Below are 17,283 nucleotides of genomic sequence, written 5' to 3' on the forward strand. Positions count from 1 at the left end.
CGTGGGGCCTACCCATACGGCTTACCCACAGGGCTTGTCCGAGCGGCCTGGCCAAAGGGCTTACCCCAAGGGCCCGTTCAGCGCCGCGCCGTCACCGTGCCCTCCACCGCGAACAGCTGCTCCTCCACGTGGTCGAGGGCCAGACGCAGCGCCCCGGTCGCCACCGCCGCCTCGCCCAGCATCGACAGGGTCACCTTCGGCGGGCGCAGACAGTAGCGGGCCAGCTCGCGCCGCAGCGGGTCCAGCACGCCGTCCAGGCCCGCCGCCCAGCCGCCGATCACGACCAGTTCGGGGTCGAGGGCCAGGGCGAGGGCCGCCACGTCGTGCACAAGGCGCTGGATGAAGCGGTCGACGGCCGCACGGGCCCGCTGATCCCCCTCGCGCGCGTGCGCGAAGACCTCGGCGACCGCCCGCTCGTCGAGCGGATGCAGGGGCTCGTCGGTGGTCGACAACAGCGTCTCCGGGGTCGCCCCGCGGCCCAGCAGATGCAGCGCGCCGATCTCCCCGGCCGCGCCCCCGTAGCCCCGGTGCAGCCGCCCGCCGATCAGTGCGCCGGCCCCCGGGCTCAGCCCGGCCAGCACGAACACGAGGTCGTCGGACTCGGTCGCCGCGCCCTTCCAGTGCTCGGCGACCGCCGCCGCGTTGGCGTCGTTCTCCACCAGCACCGGGCACTTGAAGGAACGGTTCAGCCGCTCGCCGAGACGCAGCCCCGTCCACTCCGGCAGCGCCGTCCCCAGCCGTACGGTGCCGTCCGCCTCGATGATGCCCGGGCTGCCGACCCCGACGGCGCGCAGGGAGCTGCGGGCGACGCCTGCCCGGCGCAGCAGCTCGGCGACCGCCGTACGCAGCCGCTCCAGCCGCTCGTCCGCCGAGGCGGTCTCGTCGACGTCCTTGGCCATGGCGCCCAGGACCCGGCCGTCCAGGTCCGCGAGGAGCGCGGCCACCCGGTGCGGGCCGATCTCCAGACCCAGCAGATGACCCGCCTCGGCCCGGAACCGGAAGCGGCGGGCGGGCCGCCCCTGGCGCCGGGCGGCACCTTCCTCGGCGGCCTTCTCGACCACGAGCCCGGCCTCGATCAACCCCTCCACGACACCCTCGACGGTGGGCCGGGACAGTCCGGTCACCCGGGTGACCTCGGTGAGCGTCGCGCAGTCGGCGGCACGCAGCGCGTGCAGCACCACCGCGGAATTGATCCTTCGAAGCAGAGAGGGGTCCCCGCCGGTCAGCCGCCCCAACGTCCGTCCTCCCAGCTCGTGCGCGTGTTGGCCGGATCGTACTCGGCGCGGCGGACCCCGGCGAGTGCCGGGCCCGGCCTTCCTGCCGCCGGGCCGCCGTCAGCCCGGCGCCACGAACCCCGACTCGTACGCCGCGATCACCGCCTGGGTACGATCGCGCGCCCCCAGCTTGGCCAGGACGGCGCTCACATGCGACTTCACCGTCTCCGTCCCGACGACCAGCTGCCCGGCGATCTCCGCGTTCGACAGCCCCCGGGCCATCAGCCGGAGTACCTCCCCTTCACGGTCGGTCAGCGCGGCCCGCTCCATCACCGCGCGGGCCGCCCGGTTCCCGCCGCCGTCCCCGTGCTCGGCGGCCAACTGCCGTACCGAGGCCGGGAACAGCAGGGACTCGCCCTCGGCGACCAGCCGCACCGCGTGCACGATCTCGGCCGGCCGCGCCCGCTTCAGCAGAAAACCGTCCGCTCCCGCGCGCAGCGCCTCGTACACGTACTCGTCGTTCTCGAAGGTCGTCACCACGAGGATCTTCGGCGGCCGGTCGACGGTGCGCAGCACGGCGCGGGTGGCCTCGATCCCGTCCATCAACGGCATGCGTACGTCCATGGCGACGACGTCGGGCCGCAACTGCCGCACCAGGGGAATCACCGCCGCACCGTCCGCCGCCTCGCCGACGACCTCGATGTCGGGCTGCGCCTCCAGGACGGCGCGCAGACCCGCGCGGACGAGGGGCTCGTCGTCGACGAGCAGAACGGTGACCGGCACCCGGCCAGCGTAGATCAGCGCAGCGGCAGCTCGACATGCACCTGCCAGTCACCGTCGGCCGGACCCGTCCGGGCCCGGCCGCCGAGCAGTGCGGCCCGCTCCCGTATGCCCCGCAGCCCGCTGCCCCGCAGTCCGCCGCCCGGGCCGGGCCCGGGCGGCCTCGTGGTGAGCGGATTGCGGATCTCCAGGGTGACGTCGGCGTCCTGGACCGCGATACGGACGTGCACCGGGACGCCGCCCGCGTGCCGGATCACATTGGTCAGGGACTCCTGGAGGATGCGGTAGCCCTCGCGGGAGACCGGGCCCGGGACCGACTCCACGGGGCCGGACCACTCGGCCTCGACCTTCGCTCCCGAGGCGCGCGCCGACTCGAGGAGCCGGTCGGCCTCGGCCAGCGTCGGGCGGCTGCTCGCGGGCCGCTCCGCCTCGCGCAGCACGCCGAGCACCCGCTCCAGGTCCTCCAGCGCGGCCCGCCCGGTCTCCTCGATGGCGTCCAGCGCCCGGTCGGTGAACCGCGGATCGCCCGCCGCGCGCGCGGCGCCCGCCTGCACCACCGCCACGGTCAGGGCGTGACCGATGGAGTCGTGCAGCTCGCGGGCGATACGCGTGCGCTCCAGGAGGTGCTCGGTGCGCTCCTCGAGGGCGGCGAGTCGCTCACCGGCCGAGGGGCCGAGCAGACCGCGTGCCACGGCGGTGATCAGCTCACCCAGGCCCACCACCGCCCCGTACAGGACGAGCAACGTCAACGGGATCAGCAGCGCGTACGCCCAGTGGGGATCCGACACCCGGAACAAAGGGTTGTCGACCGGTGCCGGGCCGGTGGCGGACCTGACCAGATCCACGGCGATCGTCGGCAACCAGACGGTCGCTCCCAAGGTCACCGCTCCGAGCGCCATACGCACCTCGAGCCACAGCACCGTCCGCAGCCGGTCGCCCCAAGTCGCCGAGGGCGCGGCCGAGATGGCGGCGTTCCGGCCGCCCCGGTCGCCCGGAGCCAGCAGCAACTGCGCCTGCACGCCCTCGCCCAGCCGCACCGCCGGGATCAGGCCCAGCGGAATGAGCACGAGCGCGGGCATCCACCACCGCCGCATGTCGATGAACAGCCACACGCTTTCGAACAGCATCGGCACCCACAGGTGCAGCAAGCGCGTGTACGTGGTCCCCCGGCTCAGGGGGCGCAGGAAGCGGCCCATGGGGGCATCGTGCCAGCCGCCCCCGACCACGGACCTCCCCCGGGCGGGGGAGACGATCTCCACCGGCGGGGGAGGCCCCGGCCCCCCGACCGAGGCCACGCTGAGGCCATGACCAGCATCGACGTCCAAGACCTCACCAAGGAGTACGGCACCGGACGAGCCGTGGACCGGCTCACCTTCCAGGTGCTTCCGGGGCGCGTCACCGGCTTCCTCGGCCCCAACGGCGCAGGCAAGTCCACCACCATGAGGCTCGTGCTCGGACTCGACCGTCCCACGTCCGGCACCGCCACCGTCGGTGGCCGCCCCTACGCCGCGCTCCATGAACCCCTGCGTCAGGTGGGAGCGTTGCTCGACGCACGGGCCGCCCACGGGTCACGTACCGCCCGGGCCCACCTGAGGGCACTGGCCGCGAGCAACCGCATCCCCGACCGCCGCGTCGACGAGGTGCTGGAGGAGACCGGGCTCGCGTCGGTGGCGCGGCGCCGGGTGAAGACGTACTCGCTGGGCATGCGGCAGCGGCTCGGCATCGCCGCAGCCCTCCTCGGCGACCCGCCCGTCGTGCTGCTCGACGAACCGTCCAACGGCCTCGACCCCGAAGGCATCATCTGGATCCGCGAGCTGCTGCGCCGCCTCGCCCGCGAGGGCCGCACCGTGCTGGTCTCCAGCCATCTGATGAACGAGACCGCGTCCTTCGCCGACCAGCTCGTCGTCCTGGGACGCGGCCGGCTGCTCGCCGACCTGCCGATGCGGGAGTTCATCGACGCGCGCGTGCAGCCCCGGGTACGGGTGCGCACCAGCGACGGCGCCGTGCTGGGCGCACTGCTCGCCCGGCACGGATACGAGGCGGCCGAGGCCGAGGACGGACGGTGGACCGTGCGGCACGCGCGCGTGGCGGACATCGGGCGCCTCGCCTCGGACGCGGGCGTCTCCATCCTCGAACTCGCCGCGGAAGAGGGCACCTTGGAGCAGGCCTATCTCGACCTGACGGCCGCCGAGGCCGAGTTCACGACCCCGACGCAGCCGCAGGAGGCCTGAGCCATGCCCTTCGCACCCGCACTCCACGCCGAGTGGATCAAGATCCGTACGCTGCGGTCACTGGTCGGCGGACTGCTCGCCGTCTTCCTGGTGACCGTCCTCTTCTCCGCGCTCGCCGGGCTCGACTCCGAAGGCCCGGACTTCGACCCCCTGTTCTCGGCGTTCTTCGGCGTCAACTTCGGGCAGATCGCCGCGATCGCGTTCGGTACGACGGCCGTTTCGGCCGAGTTCGAGGGCGGGGCCCTTCAGGTGTCGCTGGCCGCGATGCCCCGTCGCGGCCGCTGGTTCGCGGCCAAGGCCGTCGCGATCGGCGTCCCCGTCCTCGCCGTCGGCCTGGTCACGGGGTTCGTGAGCCTCGCGGTGGGCAAGGCCGTCCTCGGGGCCGAGGCGAGCGGGCTGACCTGGGACGAAGGGCTGCGTGGAGCTCTCGGCTGCGCCCTCTACCTCACGTTGATGGCGCTGTTCGCCGCGGGACTCGCGGCCCTGCTGCGCAGCGGAGTCGCCACGCTGAGCGTGCTCGTCCCGTTCCTTCTCATCGTGTCGTTCGTGGTCGGGGGAGCCTCGGGCACCGCCGCCGACCTGCTGCCCGACCAGGCGGGCCGGCTCGTCCTCCACGAGACGTCCGACAGCGTCCTCGGACCCTGGACCGGTCTGGCGGTGACCGCGCTGTGGGCGGCGGCCGCGCTGTTCGCCGGGGCATGGAGCGTACGCCGCCGGGACGCCTGACCTCACGCACCTGGTGACGCCACACCCATTGTCAGAGGCGACGGGTTTACTGGATCCATGACCATCGAGCAGTGCCTCGCCACGATCGACCTGCTGTGCGCCCGCCCGTTCCCGGCGGAGCACGGCAGGACGGACGTGGGCTCGGGGGGACCGGGCTATCACATCGCCGAGTTAGGGACGAGCGACGGTTACGGGGCGGAGGACTGCTGGGACCGGGCCGAGACGGCGGAGGAGTGCTACGAGCGCGGAGAGGAGGTACGCGATCAGCTGACCGGCCGGTGGGGGCCGTCCGACCACATCGGCCTCCAGACCGTCCAACTGCGCACGGAGACCGAGGACATACCCGAGCCCTGGGTGCACCTCAGCGCACGCGTGGGCGACATCCACCTCTGGCGGACGGAGGGGAACGGCCGCTGGATCGCCCTCGGAGTCGCCGACCGCGACGAGGCGGACGAGATACGGCTCCTGGTCGTCGTCACGGAGATCGACCCTCCCTGACGCCGGCTCACGAGCCGATGCCGGCTCACGCGTCCCGCGCGGCCTCCCGCAACCGTCCGAACTCCTCCGCCATCGTCGCCGCCGTCCAATGCGCGTTCAGCCCGCTGGGGTTGGGCAGCACCCACACCCGACTGGCGCCGATCGTCCGCTCCTGCGGTCCCACCCGCGCCTTCCGGTCGTCGAAGGCCGCCCGGTACGCGGTCACCCCCACCACCGCGAGCCACCGAGGACGCAGCCGCTCCACCTTGGCACCGAGCAGCCGCCCGCCCTCCCGGTACTCCTGCGCGGTCAGCTCGTCGGCACGCGCGGTCGCGCGCGCCACCACGTTCGTGATCCCGAGGCCGTACGAGAGCAACTCGCCCTGTTCCGAAGGCTTCAAGAGCCGCGGGGTGAAGCCGGACAGGTGCAGCACGGGCCAGAAGCGGTTGCCGGGGCGGGCGAAGTGATGGCCCGTCGCCGCCGTCATCAGGCCCGGATTGATACCGCAGAACAGAACACTGAGGCCGTCCGCGACGACGTCCGGTACCAGACGGTCGCGGGCGGCCTCCAGCTCCGCCGGGGTGAACCGGGTCAGAGGATCGCCCCCGGGGTGTAGGCCGCCGCCTCGGGGTGCTGCTTCACGATCTCCTCGATGCGGCCGACGACCACGGCGACCTGGTCGGCGGCGGCGCCCGTGAAGGACAGCTTGTCCGCCATCAGCTCGTCGAGCTGGGCACGGTCCAGCGGGATGCGCCCGTCGGCGGCGAGCTTGTCCAGCAGCTCGTTGCGCTCGGCGCCCTGCTCGCGCATGGCGAGGGCGGAGGCCACGGCGTTCTCCTTGATGGCCTCGTGCGCGACCTCACGGCCGACACCCGCACGCACCGCGCCCATCAGCACCTTGGTGGTCGCGAGGAACGGCAGGTAGCGGTCCAGCTCACGGGCGACGACCGCCGGGAACGCGCCGAACTCGTCGAGCACCGTCAAGAACGTCTCCAGCAGACCGTCGAGCGCGAAGAACGCGTCGGGCAGCGCGACCCGGCGCACCACCGAGCAGGACACGTCGCCCTCGTTCCACTGGTCGCCCGCCAGCTCGCCCGTCATCGAGGCGTAGCCGCGCAGGATGACCATGAGGCCGTTGACGCGCTCGCAGGAGCGGGTGTTCATCTTGTGCGGCATCGCGGAGGAACCGACCTGGCCCGGCTTGAAGCCCTCGGTCACCAGCTCGTGCCCGGCCATCAGCCGGATCGTCTTCGCCAGCGACGAAGGCGCCGCGGCCAGCTGCACCAGCGCGGTCACGACCTCGTAGTCGAGCGAGCGCGGGTAGACCTGGCCGACCGAGGTGAACGCCTGGGAGAAGCCCAGGTGGCGGGCGATCCGCTGCTCCAGCTCCGCGAGCTTGGCCGCGTCGCCGCCGAGCAGGTCGAGCATGTCCTGAGCGGTGCCGACCGGGCCCTTGATGCCGCGCAGCGGGTAGCGGCCGAGGAGCTCCTCGACGCGGCCGTACGCGACGAGCAGCTCGTCGGCAGCGGTCGCGAAACGCTTGCCGAGGGTGGTGGCCTGCGCGGCGACATTGTGCGACCGGCCGGCCATGACCAGCTCGGCGTACTCGCCCGAGAGCTTGCCGAGCCGGGCGAGGACGGACACCGTGCGGTCGCGCATCAGCTCCAGCGAGAGCCGGATCTGCAGCTGCTCCACGTTCTCGGTGAGGTCACGGGACGTCATGCCCTTGTGCACGTGCTCGTGCCCGGCGAGGTCGTTGAACTCCTCGATCCGCGCCTTGACGTCATGCCGGGTGACCTTCTCGCGCTCCGCGATCGAGGCGAGGTCGACCTGGTCGAGGACGCGCTCGTAGTCGGCGATCGCCGCGTCCGGCACCTCGATCCCCAGGTCCTTCTGGGCCCGCAGTACGGCGAGCCAGAGCTGTCGCTCCAGCTTCACCTTCTGCTCGGGGGACCATAGCGTGGCGAGCTCGGCGGAGGCGTAGCGTCCGGCGAGGACGTTGGGGATACGGGGCTTGGCAGGCGCAGTCACGTGTATGGATTCTACTGGCGATTCGTGCAGGCCAGCGCCGCGGGGTTGTTTGTCGGAAGCTACGAAGGCGGCGCGGCCCCGTCCGCGATCTCCGCCAGCACGTCCCCGTGGCACAGCTCGGGTGCGCACCAGCACGCCAGCGTCCTGCCCCGCAGCGCCGGCACCTGGGCCAGCAGCTCGGGGTGCTCCACGAGGTACGCCCGGTACTTGGCCATCACTTCGGCGCGGGTGCCGTCGCGCTTCCGCGTGGGGGTGTCAGGGGCGAACGGGTTGTACAGCGGGTGCTGCGGCAGGTCCCAGTGGCCCATGGTCCAGCGGCGGCCGATGTACACCAGGTCCTCGGGCGCGTCCTCCAGCCGGGGGCCGAAGTCGTGGATGCGGCCCTTCAGGTTGATCACCACGGTGGTCACGCCGGGCTCCCTCCGGAGTGGTTATGCCGCCGGTCCCTCGTACGGCAGCAGCTCGGCCCGCTTGGCCGGGAGCCCGTCACCGGACGAGCGCCCCGTCAGCCGCCGTACGATCCACGGCAGCAGATGCTGCCGGGCGAAGCGGACGTCCACGATCCGGCGCGCGGCCCATCCCGGCGGCAGTGTGGCCGGCATGGGTGTGTGCCACTCCGTATCCTCCGCCTCGTACCCGAGGGTCTGCCACACGGCCTCGGCGACCCGCCGGTGCCCCTCGGCCGTGAGGTGCAGCCGGTCGAAGTCCCACAGGCGGGGATCGGCGAGCGAGGGCGCTCCGTAGAGGTCGACGACGAGTGCGCCGTGTCGGGCCGCGAGGTCGTCGACGCACGCGAACAGCTCCTCCATGCGAGGCCGGAAGCGCTCGAGGACCGGGCCCTGGCGGGCCGGGCTGCGCATCAGGACCAGCTGCTTGCAGGAGGGGGCCAGCCGCTCGACGGCCTCCTCCAGGAGACCGCGTACGCGGCCCATGTCGCACTTGGGCCGCAGCGTGTCGTTGAGGCCGCCGACCAGCGTGATCACATCGGGCTGCATGGCGGCCGCCACGTCCACCTGCTCGGCGACGATCTGGCCGATCAGCTTGCCCCGCACGGCGAGGTTGGCATAGCGGAAACCGGGCGTCCGCGCGGCCATCCGGCCGGCGAGGACATCGGCCCAGCCGCGGTAGGAGCCGTCGGGCAGCAGGTCCGACATGCCCTCGGTGAAGGAGTCGCCGATCGCGACAAGACTGGTGTGGTTGGCGTTCGTCTGCATGGCGTAGGAGATGGTAACCCGCGCCCATACCCGCCGGTCGGTCGGCCGCCGCGAACGCCCTGCCCGGGCATGCGTGGCTGCGACCGGTCGGTCGGCCGCCGCGAACGCCCTGCCGGGCATGCGCCGTCGGGAACGTCCTGCCGGGCATGCGCCGCCGCGCACGCCCCGAGGCTCTCGGCCTCGCTCGCGCAGGGAGGGATCCCCTTGCCCCCCGCCCGGCCCCGCTCACCCGTGCCTACAGGATTCCGCCGGCTTCCTCCGGCCTGATCCGCGGACCGGCCCCGGCCCCGGGACCCCTCACGCGGGCTGCCCGAACAGCTGCCGCAGCACGTCCTCCATCGTCACCATCCCCGCCAGCCGTCCGTCCGACCCGAGGACCGCCGCCAGATGCGTACGGCTGCCGCGCATCGCCGTGAGTACGTCGTCCAGCGGCGTGGTCTCCCGGACGCGGGCGATCGGCCGCATGTCCCGCACCGCGAACGGCACATCGCGGGGCGTGGCGTCCAGCGCGTCCTTCACATGCAGATAGCCGACGATCCGGCGGCCCTCGTCCACCACGGGAAAACGCGAGAAGCCGGACTCGGCCGAGAGCCGCTCCAACTGCTCGGGCGTGATGCCCACGCGCGCGTAGACCACGCGCTCCAGCGGAAGCACGACGTCGCGCACGGGCCGGCGGCCCAGCTCCAGTGCGTCGTGCAGGCGCTCCTGGGCGCGGTCGTCGAGGAGCCCGGCGTCGACGGAGTCCTTGACCAGCCGGGCCAGTTCGTCGTCCGAGAAGGTCGCCGTGACCTCGTCCCTCGTCTCCACACGCAGCAGCTTGAGCAGCCCGTTCGCGAAGGCGTTCACGGCGAAGATCACCGGTCGCAGCGTCCGGGCCAGGGTGACCAGCGGCGGGCCGAGCAGCAGCGCGGAGCGCACCGGCTCGGCGAGCGCGATGTTCTTCGGCACCATCTCGCCCAGCAGCATGTGCAGATAGGTCGCCAGGGTGAGCGCGATGACGAACGACACCGCGTGGCCCGCACCGGCCGGCACGCCCACCGCGTGGAACACCGGCTCCAGCAGATGCGCGATCGCAGGCTCCGCGACGACACCGAGGACCAGGGTGCACAGGGTGATACCCAGCTGCGCCGCCGCCATCAGCGCCGACACGTGCTCCAGCCCCCACAGCACGCTGCGGGCCCGCCGGTCGCCCTCCTCGGCGTACGGCTCGATCTGGCTGCGGCGCACGGAGATCAGCGCGAACTCGGCCCCCACGAAGAAGGCGTTCACGACCAGGGTCAGCAGGCCGATCAGCAGCTGTACGGCAGTCATCGCTCCCTCTCATGGGACACCGAAGAGGCTTCGTCCTGCGCGCCGGGCGCGTGCAGCAGTACCCGCGCCGCCCGCCGCCCCGACGCGTCCACCACGTCGAGCCGCCAGCCGGCGACCTCGACGGTGTCGCCCTCGGCCGGGATACGGCCCAGCTCGGCCGCGATCAGGCCGGCGAGTGTCTCGTACGGCCCGTCCGGCGCCCGCAGCCCCACCCGCGCGAGCTGGTCGATGCGGGTCGCGCCGTCGGCCGAGTACAGCGCGCGGCCGTCGTCGTCCGTGCCGGCCGGGGCCAGGTCCGGTGTCTCGTGCGGGTCGTGTTCGTCGCGGACCTCGCCGACCACCTCTTCGACGATGTCCTCCAGCGTCGCGACCCCGGCCGTGCCGCCGTACTCGTCGATGACGATGGCCATGGTCCGTTTCCCGCCGAGGCGGTCGAGGAGCCGGTCGACGGTGAGGGACTCCGGTACGAAGAGGGGCTCGCGCATCACGCGTGAGACAGGGCGGCGGGTCCGCTCTTCGGCGGGGACGGCCACGACGTCCTTGATGTGCGCGATACCGACGACCGAGTCGAGGTTGCCGCGGTAGACGGGGAAGCGGGACAGCCCGGTCGCCCGGGTCGCGTTCGCCACGTCCTCGCAGGTCGCCTGGACGTCGAGCGCGACGACCTGGACACGCGGGGTCATCACGTTCTCCGCGGTCAGGTCGGCGAGATTGAGGGTGCGGACGAACAGCTCGGCGGTGTCGGCCTCCAGCGCGCCCGCCTTCGCGGAGTGCCGGGCGAGTGCCACCAGCTCCTGCGGCCCGCGCGCGGAGGCGAGCTCCTCCGCCGGTTCGAGTCCGAAGCGGCGTACGACGTGGTTCGCCGTGTTGTTGAGATGCGTGATGAACGGGCGGAACGCGGAGCTGAACAAGCGCTGCGGAGTTCCCACCCGCTTGGCCACGGCCAGCGGCGAGGAGATCGCCCAGTTCTTGGGCACCAGCTCGCCGACCACCATCAGGAACACCGTCGACAGGGCCGTACCGATGACCAGGGCCACCGAGTTGGACACGGAGGGCGAGACGCCGACCGACTCCAGCGGGCCCGCGATCAGTTTCGCGATCGACGACTCCGAGAGCATGCCGACCACCAGGTTGGTGACGGTGATCCCGAGCTGTGCCCCGGACAACTGGAACGTCAGGTTGCGTACGGCCTTGAGGGCGCCCGCCGCGCCGCGCTCGCCGCGCTCCGCGGCCCGCTCCAGCTCGCTGCGCTCGACCGTGGTCAGCGAGAACTCCGCCGCTACGAAGGCGCCGCAGGCCACCGAGAGCAGGATCGCCACCAGCAGGAGGAGCACTTCGGTCATCGGGTCACCTCCGTCCCATGGTCGGCCAGGGAGGCGGAGACCGCGCGATGTCGGCTACGGGGAGGTTCGCCCATGGGCGGACGCTCACACCCTTCCAAAGGGGGGACGGCTGGATCTTCTTCCCATGGTAAAGGATCGGCAAAGTGGTTCAGTCGGCGAGCGGCTTCACCCACCGTCGCCACTGCTCCTCGGGCGTGTACCCCGCCGCCCGCCAGGCATGGTGCGCGGTCTCGTTCCGGCGCAGCACCATCGCGTCCCCGCGGCGCCCCCCGAGCCGTACGAACCGTTCCTCCGCGGCGGCGAGCAGCGCGGACCCGATGCCGAGGCGGCGGCGCTGAGGATGGACCGCCAGCCGGTACAGATGGCAGCGCCATCCGTCGAAGCCCGCGATCACCGTGCCGACCAGCTCCCCGTCCCGCTCGGCGAGGATCAGCGCCTCCGGGTCGCGGGCGACCAGTCGCTGCACCCCGTCCCGGTCGTCGCTGATGCTCGTGCCCTCGGCCGCCGTCTTCCAGAAGGCCAGCACGGCGGAGAGGTCCTCGGGGGCGGCGGCCCGCATGCGCAGCTCAGTCATACGGCGATCCCAGCACGCACGCCGGACCGGGACGCGGAATTCCACCATCCGGACGGCGCCGGCCCACCCCTCGTCGGCCGCTTGCCCGCGCCGTGCGGCGCCGCCCGGCACCGACCCGCCCCTACGCGCCCCGCAACGCCTCGATCACCGGCGCGAACGCCTCCATGTACGGCTCCAGGACCGTCAGATACGAGAACCCGTACCGCTCCCGTTGTGCCAGCACCTGCGCCGTGATCTGCGCCGGCGTCCCGACCAGGACGATCGGCAGCTCCAGTACCTGCTCCTCGGTCAGCTGCGGTACGCGCTCGCGCAGGCCCTGGACGGCGGCGGCGCGGTCCTCGGTGACGGCGACCATCTGCACCAGCAGGTTCAGCTCGGCCGGCTCCGCGCGGTCCGCCGCCAGCCGCCGGTATCTGGCGACCCGCTCGTCCAGTTCCCCGGCCGTGACCGGCGCCAGCTTCCCCGTCGTGCTGCCCGGTACCAGATGCGCGCCCGCGAAAGCCGCGATGTCGGCGTGCTCGGCGGTGAGCCGCAGCATCCGGTCGCCGTTGCCGCCGATCAGCAGCGGCACCCGGGGCTTCTGCACGATCCCCGGCCGGTGCTCCGGGGAGCCGAGCAGCCGCTCCAACTCCTCGACCGTGCGCACGAGATGGTCCACCCGCTCGCGCGGCGAACCGTAGGGAAGGCCCGCCGTGTCGTGTTCCGCCTGTACGTACCCGGTGCCGAGACCGAGTTCGAGGCGTCCGCCCGTCAGCGCGTCGGTGGTCGCCACCTCGCGCGCCAGCAACGCAGGGTTCCAGAAGCCGGCGTTGAGCACGAATGTGCCGAGGCGCACCCGCTCCGTGGCCTCGGCCGCCGCGACGAGCGCGGGGAACGGCGCCGGCATGCCGAGGTGGTCGGGGACCAGGATCACGTCGTAGCCGAGTTCCTCGGCCCGGCGGCACTTGGCGCGCCACTCCTCGGCGGGTGCGGGGTCGAGCAGGTTGACGCCGAAACGGAACGGGCGTGCCATGAACTCTCCTCGGCGGGACGGCTACTTGGGCGCGTGACGGGAGTACATCAGTCGTGCGCTATGGCCGCCAGCACATTCATGCGGGATGCACGCAACGCCGGGAGCAGTGCCGCCACGATGCCCACGACCGCCGAGCCCACCACGACCGCCACGATCGTCGTCCACGGGATCGCGAGTACCCGCATGCCCTGGAGGGCGAGCACCTGCTGCACGCACACGCCCCACACCAGCCCCAGCGCAAGGCCCAGAACCGCGCCGAACACGGCGATCACCACCGACTCCAGGCGGATCATCCGGCGCAGCTGCCGCCGGGCGAGCCCGATCGCGCGCAGCAGCCCGATCTCCCGGGTGCGCTCCACGACCGACAGGGCCAGGGTGTTGACCACGCCGAGCACCGCGATGACGATCGCGAGGCCGAGCAGCGCGTACACGAGGTAGAGCAGGACGGCGATCTGGTCGTGCACGAGCTTCTTGTAGTCGGCCTGGTCGCGGACCTGGACCTGCGGATACGGGTCGAGGGTCCGCTCCAGCCGCGGGCGCAACCGGTCCGCGCCGGTGCCCGACCCGGCGTTCACGTACAGCGCGGAGTCCTGGCCGCCGGGCAGGTACTTCTCGACCGTCGCGATCCCGAAGTACAGCCCGCCCTGCATGCCGAAGCCGTCGGAGCCCTCCTGGTCGGTGAGCGCGGCAACCTTCAGTTCGGTCTTTCGGCCGCCCGGGAACTCGACGGCGACCGTGCTGCCGATCCGTGCGTCGTGCTTCTTCGCGAAGTCCGCGTCCATGGCGATGCCGCCGCCCGCGAGCGCCGCCGCCGTATCGCCCTGGGTGTACGTGATGTGGGCGACGTCGTCGAGCCGGTTGTCGTAGCCCGCGGCGGTCGTCTCGACGCGCTTGTCGTCCGGCAGCCGGACCGCGACGGGGGTGAACCGCTGCCGTACGACGAGTCCGACGCCGTCGGTGGCCCGCACCTTGTCGGTGACCTCCTGCGGGAACGGCAGGAAGTTGCTGTTCTGCACCACGAAGTCGGCGCCCAGCGTCTTGTCGATCTGCTGGTCGAAGGACGCGGACATGGACGCGCTCGCCACCGACATCCCGCCGACCAGCGCGAGGCCGACCATCAGGGCGGCCGCCGTGGCACCGGTGCGGCGCGGATTGCGCAGGGCGTTGCGCTGACTCATCCGTCCGACCGGGCCGAACAGCGCGGGGAAGGCCGCGCCCAGCACCCGGATCACCGGCCGCACCAGCAGCGGGCCCGCGATCACGGTCGCGATGAGCGTGAGGACGACGCCGAGTCCCAGCAGGGACGCCGCCGACGCGGTCTTCGACGAGGTCGCGCACCCCGCGAGCGCGGCCGCCCCGAGCACGCCGACGACGGTGCCCACCACGCCGCGCACCTTCAACGGCCGCCCCACCCCGGCGATCTCGGCGTCCGCGAGGGCCGCCATCGGGGAGACCCCGGCGGCGCGCCTGGCCGGGAGGTACGCCGCGAGGAAGGTGACGCCGACCCCGACGACGTAGGCCGTGACGGGCGTCGCCCAGCCGATGACCATCTCGGTGGACTTGAGGTTCATGCCGAACGCGCCCATGAGCTTGATGAGTCCGGCCGCGAGCCCGATGCCCGCGGCGAGCCCGAGCGTCGAGCCGACCAGCCCGAGCAGCAGCGCTTCGGTGAGCACGGAGCGGCGCACCTGCCGCCGGTCGGCGCCGAGGGCACGCAACAGGCCGAGTTCGCGGGTGCGTTGGGCGATCAGCATCGAGAAGGTGTTGACGATGAGGAAGACGCCGACCAGGACGGCGATTCCGGCGAAGCCGAGCATCACGTACTTGATCACGTCGAGGAATCCGCCGAGGTCGGCCGCGTCGGAGGTGGCCTGTTCGTCCGCGGTCTGCACGTCGTAGGTACCGGAGCCGAGTTCGGCGGCGATGCGCCGTTTGAGCTGGGCGTCGCTCACCCCCTTGGCGGCGTCCACGGAGATGCTCGTGGCGGCGTCGGCCCTGCCGAGCAGTTTGGTCTGCGCGGTCGGGGTGTCGAGGAAGACGAGCGCGGCCCCGGGGTTGGTGGTGGTGAACGTGGCGATGCCGACGATCCGCACCTTGAACGACCCGGGCTGCGCCAGCACGGTCAGCGTGTCGCCGATGCGTACGTGCTTCTTCTCGGCGGTGTCCGCGTCCAGGAGTGCCTCACCGCTGCCGTGCGGGGCGTGTCCTGAGGTCAGCCGCACCGGGCTGCGGTCGGTGGGGTCCCAGTTGGTGGCGATGGTGGGGGCGCCTGTGGTGGACCCGACCGGCTCGTTCCTGACGTCCACGACCGTGATGTTCTGGACCGCCGCGTCCACATGGGTGGCGGCCACGCCGTCGACGCTCTTCAGGCGCTCCGCGAGCGCGGCGGGCACGGTCTCGGTCGCCCCGGTCGGGACCTGCGAGGTGAGGTCCTCCTTGGGCTGCACGGTGACATCGGCCGCTGTCGAGGCGAACAGCCGGTCGAAGGTGCGGGTGACCGTGTCCGAGAAGATCAGGCTGCCCGCGACGAACGCCACGGACAGGACGACGGCCAGCGCCGACAGGAGCAGCCGCCCCTTGTGCGCGAGGAAGCTGCGGAGAGTCGCTTTGAGCACGGCGTCCTGCCTCAGTCCTGGTCGGGGGTGCCGTCGGCGGAGTCGCCGCCGGGCGGGACGGCGCCGGGCGGGACGGCGCCGTCGGAGGCGGCGTGGTTCGTGTCGGACTCGGGCGTCTGGGAGGGTCCCCCGGAGAAGAGGCGCATCCGCTCCAGCACCGCCTCCGCCGTCGGCCGTGCCATCTCGTCCACGATCCGCCCGTCCCCGAGGAAGAGCACCAGGTCGGAGTGGGCGGCCGCGCCGGGGTCGTGCGTGACCATGACGACGGTCTGCCCCAGTTCGTCGACCGCCTCGCGCAGGAAGCCCAGCACTTCGAGGCCCGCCCGGGAGTCGAGGTTGCCGGTCGGCTCGTCGGCGAAGATCAGCTCGGGGCGGGAGGCCAGGGCCCGGGCGCAGGCGACGCGCTGCTGCTGCCCGCCGGACAGCTGCGCGGGCCGGTGCCTCAGCCGGTCCCGCAGGCCGAGGGTGTCGATCACCTGGTCCAGCCACTTCTGGTCGGGCTTCTGGCCGGCGATGTCCATGGGCAGGGTGATGTTCTCGACCGCGTTGAGCGTCGGGATCAGATTGAACGACTGGAACATGAAGCCGATCCGGTCCCGCCGCAGCCGGGTCAGCTCGCCGTCCTTCAGCCCCGTGATCTCGGTGTTGCCGAGCCACACCTGTCCGGCCGAGACGCTGTCGAGCCCGGCCAGACAGTGCATGAGGGTGGACTTTCCGGAGCCCGAGGGCCCCATCACCGCGGTGAAGCGGCCGCGCGCGATGTCCACGTCGACCGAGTCGAGGGCGAGCACGGTCGTCTCGCCCGAGCCGTACGCCTTCGTCAGGCCGCGGGTGCGGGCGGCGAACCCGTCCGCCTCCGGGCGGCCGGGGGCGTGCTCCGCAGCAGGTGTGGACAACGCCGCCTCCTAGGTCGTGGACGTCCCGATTACCTTGTGTTCCCCGTCCGGGCCGATGTCTCCCCGGTCCGGGCCGAGGGTAGTGTGACGCAGGGCACACCCGATATCCCCCTGAGGTGCCGGACCTTCTCCACCCCAGGTCGGGCCCCTGATACCGGTGTAAGGGACACGCTCCATCCCGGGGTGGAGCCCTTGCCGGTGCTAGCACCACGGCGCTAGCTTCGAGGTATGGCGAAGACTCAGCTGAACGTGAGGGTCGACGAGGGCACCGCCCGCGCCGCCCGCGAGCGAGCCCTGGAGCGCGGCATGAGCGTGAACCGTTACATCGAAGAACTGGTCCGACAGGACACCGGGGAAGCGGGCCACACCTTCGTGGAGGCCGCCGCAGACTTCATGAAGCAGTACGAGACCGTCTTCGCCGAGGAGTTCGGCGCGGACCGCGAGGGCACGCGCGAAAGTCGTCGTTGATCCCTTGGAGAATCTCAGAATCGACCTCGCCTGGCTCCTCATGATCGCCGAGCAGAAGACGCCCGGAGATCCCCAGGTCACCGACTGGGGAGCCCTCGTCGCCGCCGTCAGCCGGCACGAGGCGGAGATATTCGGCATCCCCGTCTACGACACGCCGCACGCCCGCGCCGCCGCCCTGCTCCAGCTGCTGTTGCACGTGCCGGCCCTCGAACGCTCCAACGCCCTGTTCGCGTCCGCCGTCGCCTACGCCTATCTCGTCGCGGGCGGCGCCAAGGTCGTCACCTCGCCCGAGCAGGTGCGCGAGCTCGCCCGGCTGGTGAAGAGCGGGGAGGCCGGCGTCGACGACATCGCGCGCGAACTGCGGCAATGGAGCCTGTGAGCACCCGCGGGC

General features: G+C 72.3%; 18 protein-coding genes. 5 read left to right on the plus strand and 13 right to left on the minus strand.

What is annotated here, in order from left to right; translation table 11 throughout:
- Window positions 1-77: 77 nt before the first annotated feature.
- The 3 genes from SAVERM_RS36325 to SAVERM_RS36335 all read right to left on the minus strand — a co-directional run bounded on the left by SAVERM_RS36325 (window position 78) and on the right by SAVERM_RS36335 (window position 3,190).
- Entirely contained in the window at window positions 78-1,235 is a 1,158-nt protein-coding gene (locus SAVERM_RS36325; RefSeq protein ID WP_010988465.1) for an ROK family transcriptional regulator, read from the minus strand.
- A 99-nt stretch (window positions 1,236-1,334) separates the two neighbouring features.
- Complete coding sequence (locus SAVERM_RS36330) at window positions 1,335-1,997, minus strand: response regulator transcription factor (protein WP_010988466.1); 663 nt, start codon at window positions 1,995-1,997, stop codon at window positions 1,335-1,337.
- 14 nt (window positions 1,998-2,011) lie between these two features.
- On the minus strand, window positions 2,012-3,190 hold the full coding sequence (locus SAVERM_RS36335; protein ID WP_010988467.1) for a sensor histidine kinase: 1,179 nt from the start codon (window positions 3,188-3,190) through the stop codon (window positions 2,012-2,014).
- A 108-nt stretch (window positions 3,191-3,298) separates the two neighbouring features.
- Here SAVERM_RS36335 and SAVERM_RS36340 point away from each other — a divergent pair, with 108 nt between their 5' ends.
- The 3 genes from SAVERM_RS36340 to SAVERM_RS36350 are packed head-to-tail and all read left to right on the plus strand — an operon-like array spanning window position 3,299 to window position 5,449.
- Window positions 3,299-4,225 carry an ATP-binding cassette domain-containing protein gene (locus SAVERM_RS36340; RefSeq protein ID WP_010988468.1) on the plus strand — a complete coding sequence of 309 codons (927 nt, stop codon included), beginning with the start codon at window positions 3,299-3,301 and terminating at the stop codon, window positions 4,223-4,225.
- A gap of 3 nt (window positions 4,226-4,228) precedes the next feature.
- Window positions 4,229-4,951: an ABC transporter permease gene (locus tag SAVERM_RS36345; RefSeq protein ID WP_010988469.1), complete on the plus strand. Its 723-nt coding sequence runs from the start codon at window positions 4,229-4,231 to the stop codon at window positions 4,949-4,951.
- 57 nt (window positions 4,952-5,008) lie between these two features.
- Window positions 5,009-5,449, plus strand: a complete 441-nt coding sequence (locus SAVERM_RS36350) for a hypothetical protein (RefSeq protein WP_010988470.1) — start codon at window positions 5,009-5,011, stop codon at window positions 5,447-5,449.
- 25 nt (window positions 5,450-5,474) lie between these two features.
- Here SAVERM_RS36350 and mug read toward each other — a convergent pair whose 3' ends face one another.
- The 10 genes from mug to SAVERM_RS36400 all read right to left on the minus strand — a co-directional run bounded on the left by mug (window position 5,475) and on the right by SAVERM_RS36400 (window position 16,424).
- The gene (gene mug / locus SAVERM_RS36355) at window positions 5,475-6,023 is read right to left on the minus strand and encodes a G/U mismatch-specific DNA glycosylase (RefSeq protein WP_078234939.1); all 549 of its coding nucleotides are present in this window, start codon (window positions 6,021-6,023) and stop codon (window positions 5,475-5,477) included.
- Window positions 6,020-7,459, minus strand: a complete 1,440-nt coding sequence (gene purB / locus SAVERM_RS36360; protein WP_010988472.1) for an adenylosuccinate lyase — start codon at window positions 7,457-7,459, stop codon at window positions 6,020-6,022. Before purB ends, mug begins: the two co-directional genes overlap by 4 nt.
- Before the next feature lie 59 nt (window positions 7,460-7,518).
- Window positions 7,519-7,869 carry a DUF4326 domain-containing protein gene (locus SAVERM_RS36365; protein WP_010988473.1) on the minus strand — a complete coding sequence of 117 codons (351 nt, stop codon included), beginning with the start codon at window positions 7,867-7,869 and terminating at the stop codon, window positions 7,519-7,521.
- Window positions 7,870-7,890: 21 nt separating this feature from the next.
- Window positions 7,891-8,673: an SGNH/GDSL hydrolase family protein gene (locus SAVERM_RS36370; protein WP_010988474.1), complete on the minus strand. Its 783-nt coding sequence runs from the start codon at window positions 8,671-8,673 to the stop codon at window positions 7,891-7,893.
- Between the two features lie 297 nt (window positions 8,674-8,970).
- Entirely contained in the window at window positions 8,971-9,984 is a 1,014-nt protein-coding gene (locus SAVERM_RS36375) for a hemolysin family protein (protein ID WP_010988475.1), read from the minus strand.
- Window positions 9,981-11,327 (minus strand): hemolysin family protein, encoded by a 1,347-nt coding sequence (locus SAVERM_RS36380; RefSeq protein WP_010988476.1) that lies wholly within the window; start codon window positions 11,325-11,327, stop codon window positions 9,981-9,983. The genes SAVERM_RS36375 and SAVERM_RS36380 overlap by 4 nt, the downstream gene beginning before the upstream one ends.
- A gap of 148 nt (window positions 11,328-11,475) precedes the next feature.
- Window positions 11,476-11,901, minus strand: a complete 426-nt coding sequence (locus SAVERM_RS36385) for a GNAT family N-acetyltransferase (protein WP_010988477.1) — start codon at window positions 11,899-11,901, stop codon at window positions 11,476-11,478.
- Window positions 11,902-12,022: 121 nt separating this feature from the next.
- Entirely contained in the window at window positions 12,023-12,913 is an 891-nt protein-coding gene (locus SAVERM_RS36390; protein WP_010988478.1) for an LLM class F420-dependent oxidoreductase, read from the minus strand.
- Between the two features lie 47 nt (window positions 12,914-12,960).
- Window positions 12,961-15,528: an ABC transporter permease gene (locus SAVERM_RS36395; RefSeq protein WP_010988479.1), complete on the minus strand. Its 2,568-nt coding sequence runs from the start codon at window positions 15,526-15,528 to the stop codon at window positions 12,961-12,963.
- A gap of 11 nt (window positions 15,529-15,539) precedes the next feature.
- Window positions 15,540-16,424, minus strand: a complete 885-nt coding sequence (locus tag SAVERM_RS36400) for an ABC transporter ATP-binding protein (protein ID WP_010988480.1) — start codon at window positions 16,422-16,424, stop codon at window positions 15,540-15,542.
- A 228-nt stretch (window positions 16,425-16,652) separates the two neighbouring features.
- On the opposite strand from SAVERM_RS36400, the gene SAVERM_RS36405 reads away from it, so the two are divergent.
- Both SAVERM_RS36405 and SAVERM_RS36410 read left to right on the plus strand, forming a co-directional pair.
- Window positions 16,653-16,892 carry a hypothetical protein gene (locus SAVERM_RS36405; protein WP_010988481.1) on the plus strand — a complete coding sequence of 80 codons (240 nt, stop codon included), beginning with the start codon at window positions 16,653-16,655 and terminating at the stop codon, window positions 16,890-16,892.
- A 4-nt stretch (window positions 16,893-16,896) separates the two neighbouring features.
- On the plus strand, window positions 16,897-17,271 hold the full coding sequence (locus SAVERM_RS36410; RefSeq protein WP_010988482.1) for a hypothetical protein: 375 nt from the start codon (window positions 16,897-16,899) through the stop codon (window positions 17,269-17,271).
- The last annotated feature ends 12 nt before the right edge of the window (window positions 17,272-17,283 follow it).

Source organism: Streptomyces avermitilis MA-4680 = NBRC 14893 (assembly GCF_000009765.2).
In the GTDB taxonomy this organism is placed as follows: domain Bacteria; phylum Actinomycetota; class Actinomycetes; order Streptomycetales; family Streptomycetaceae; genus Streptomyces; species Streptomyces avermitilis.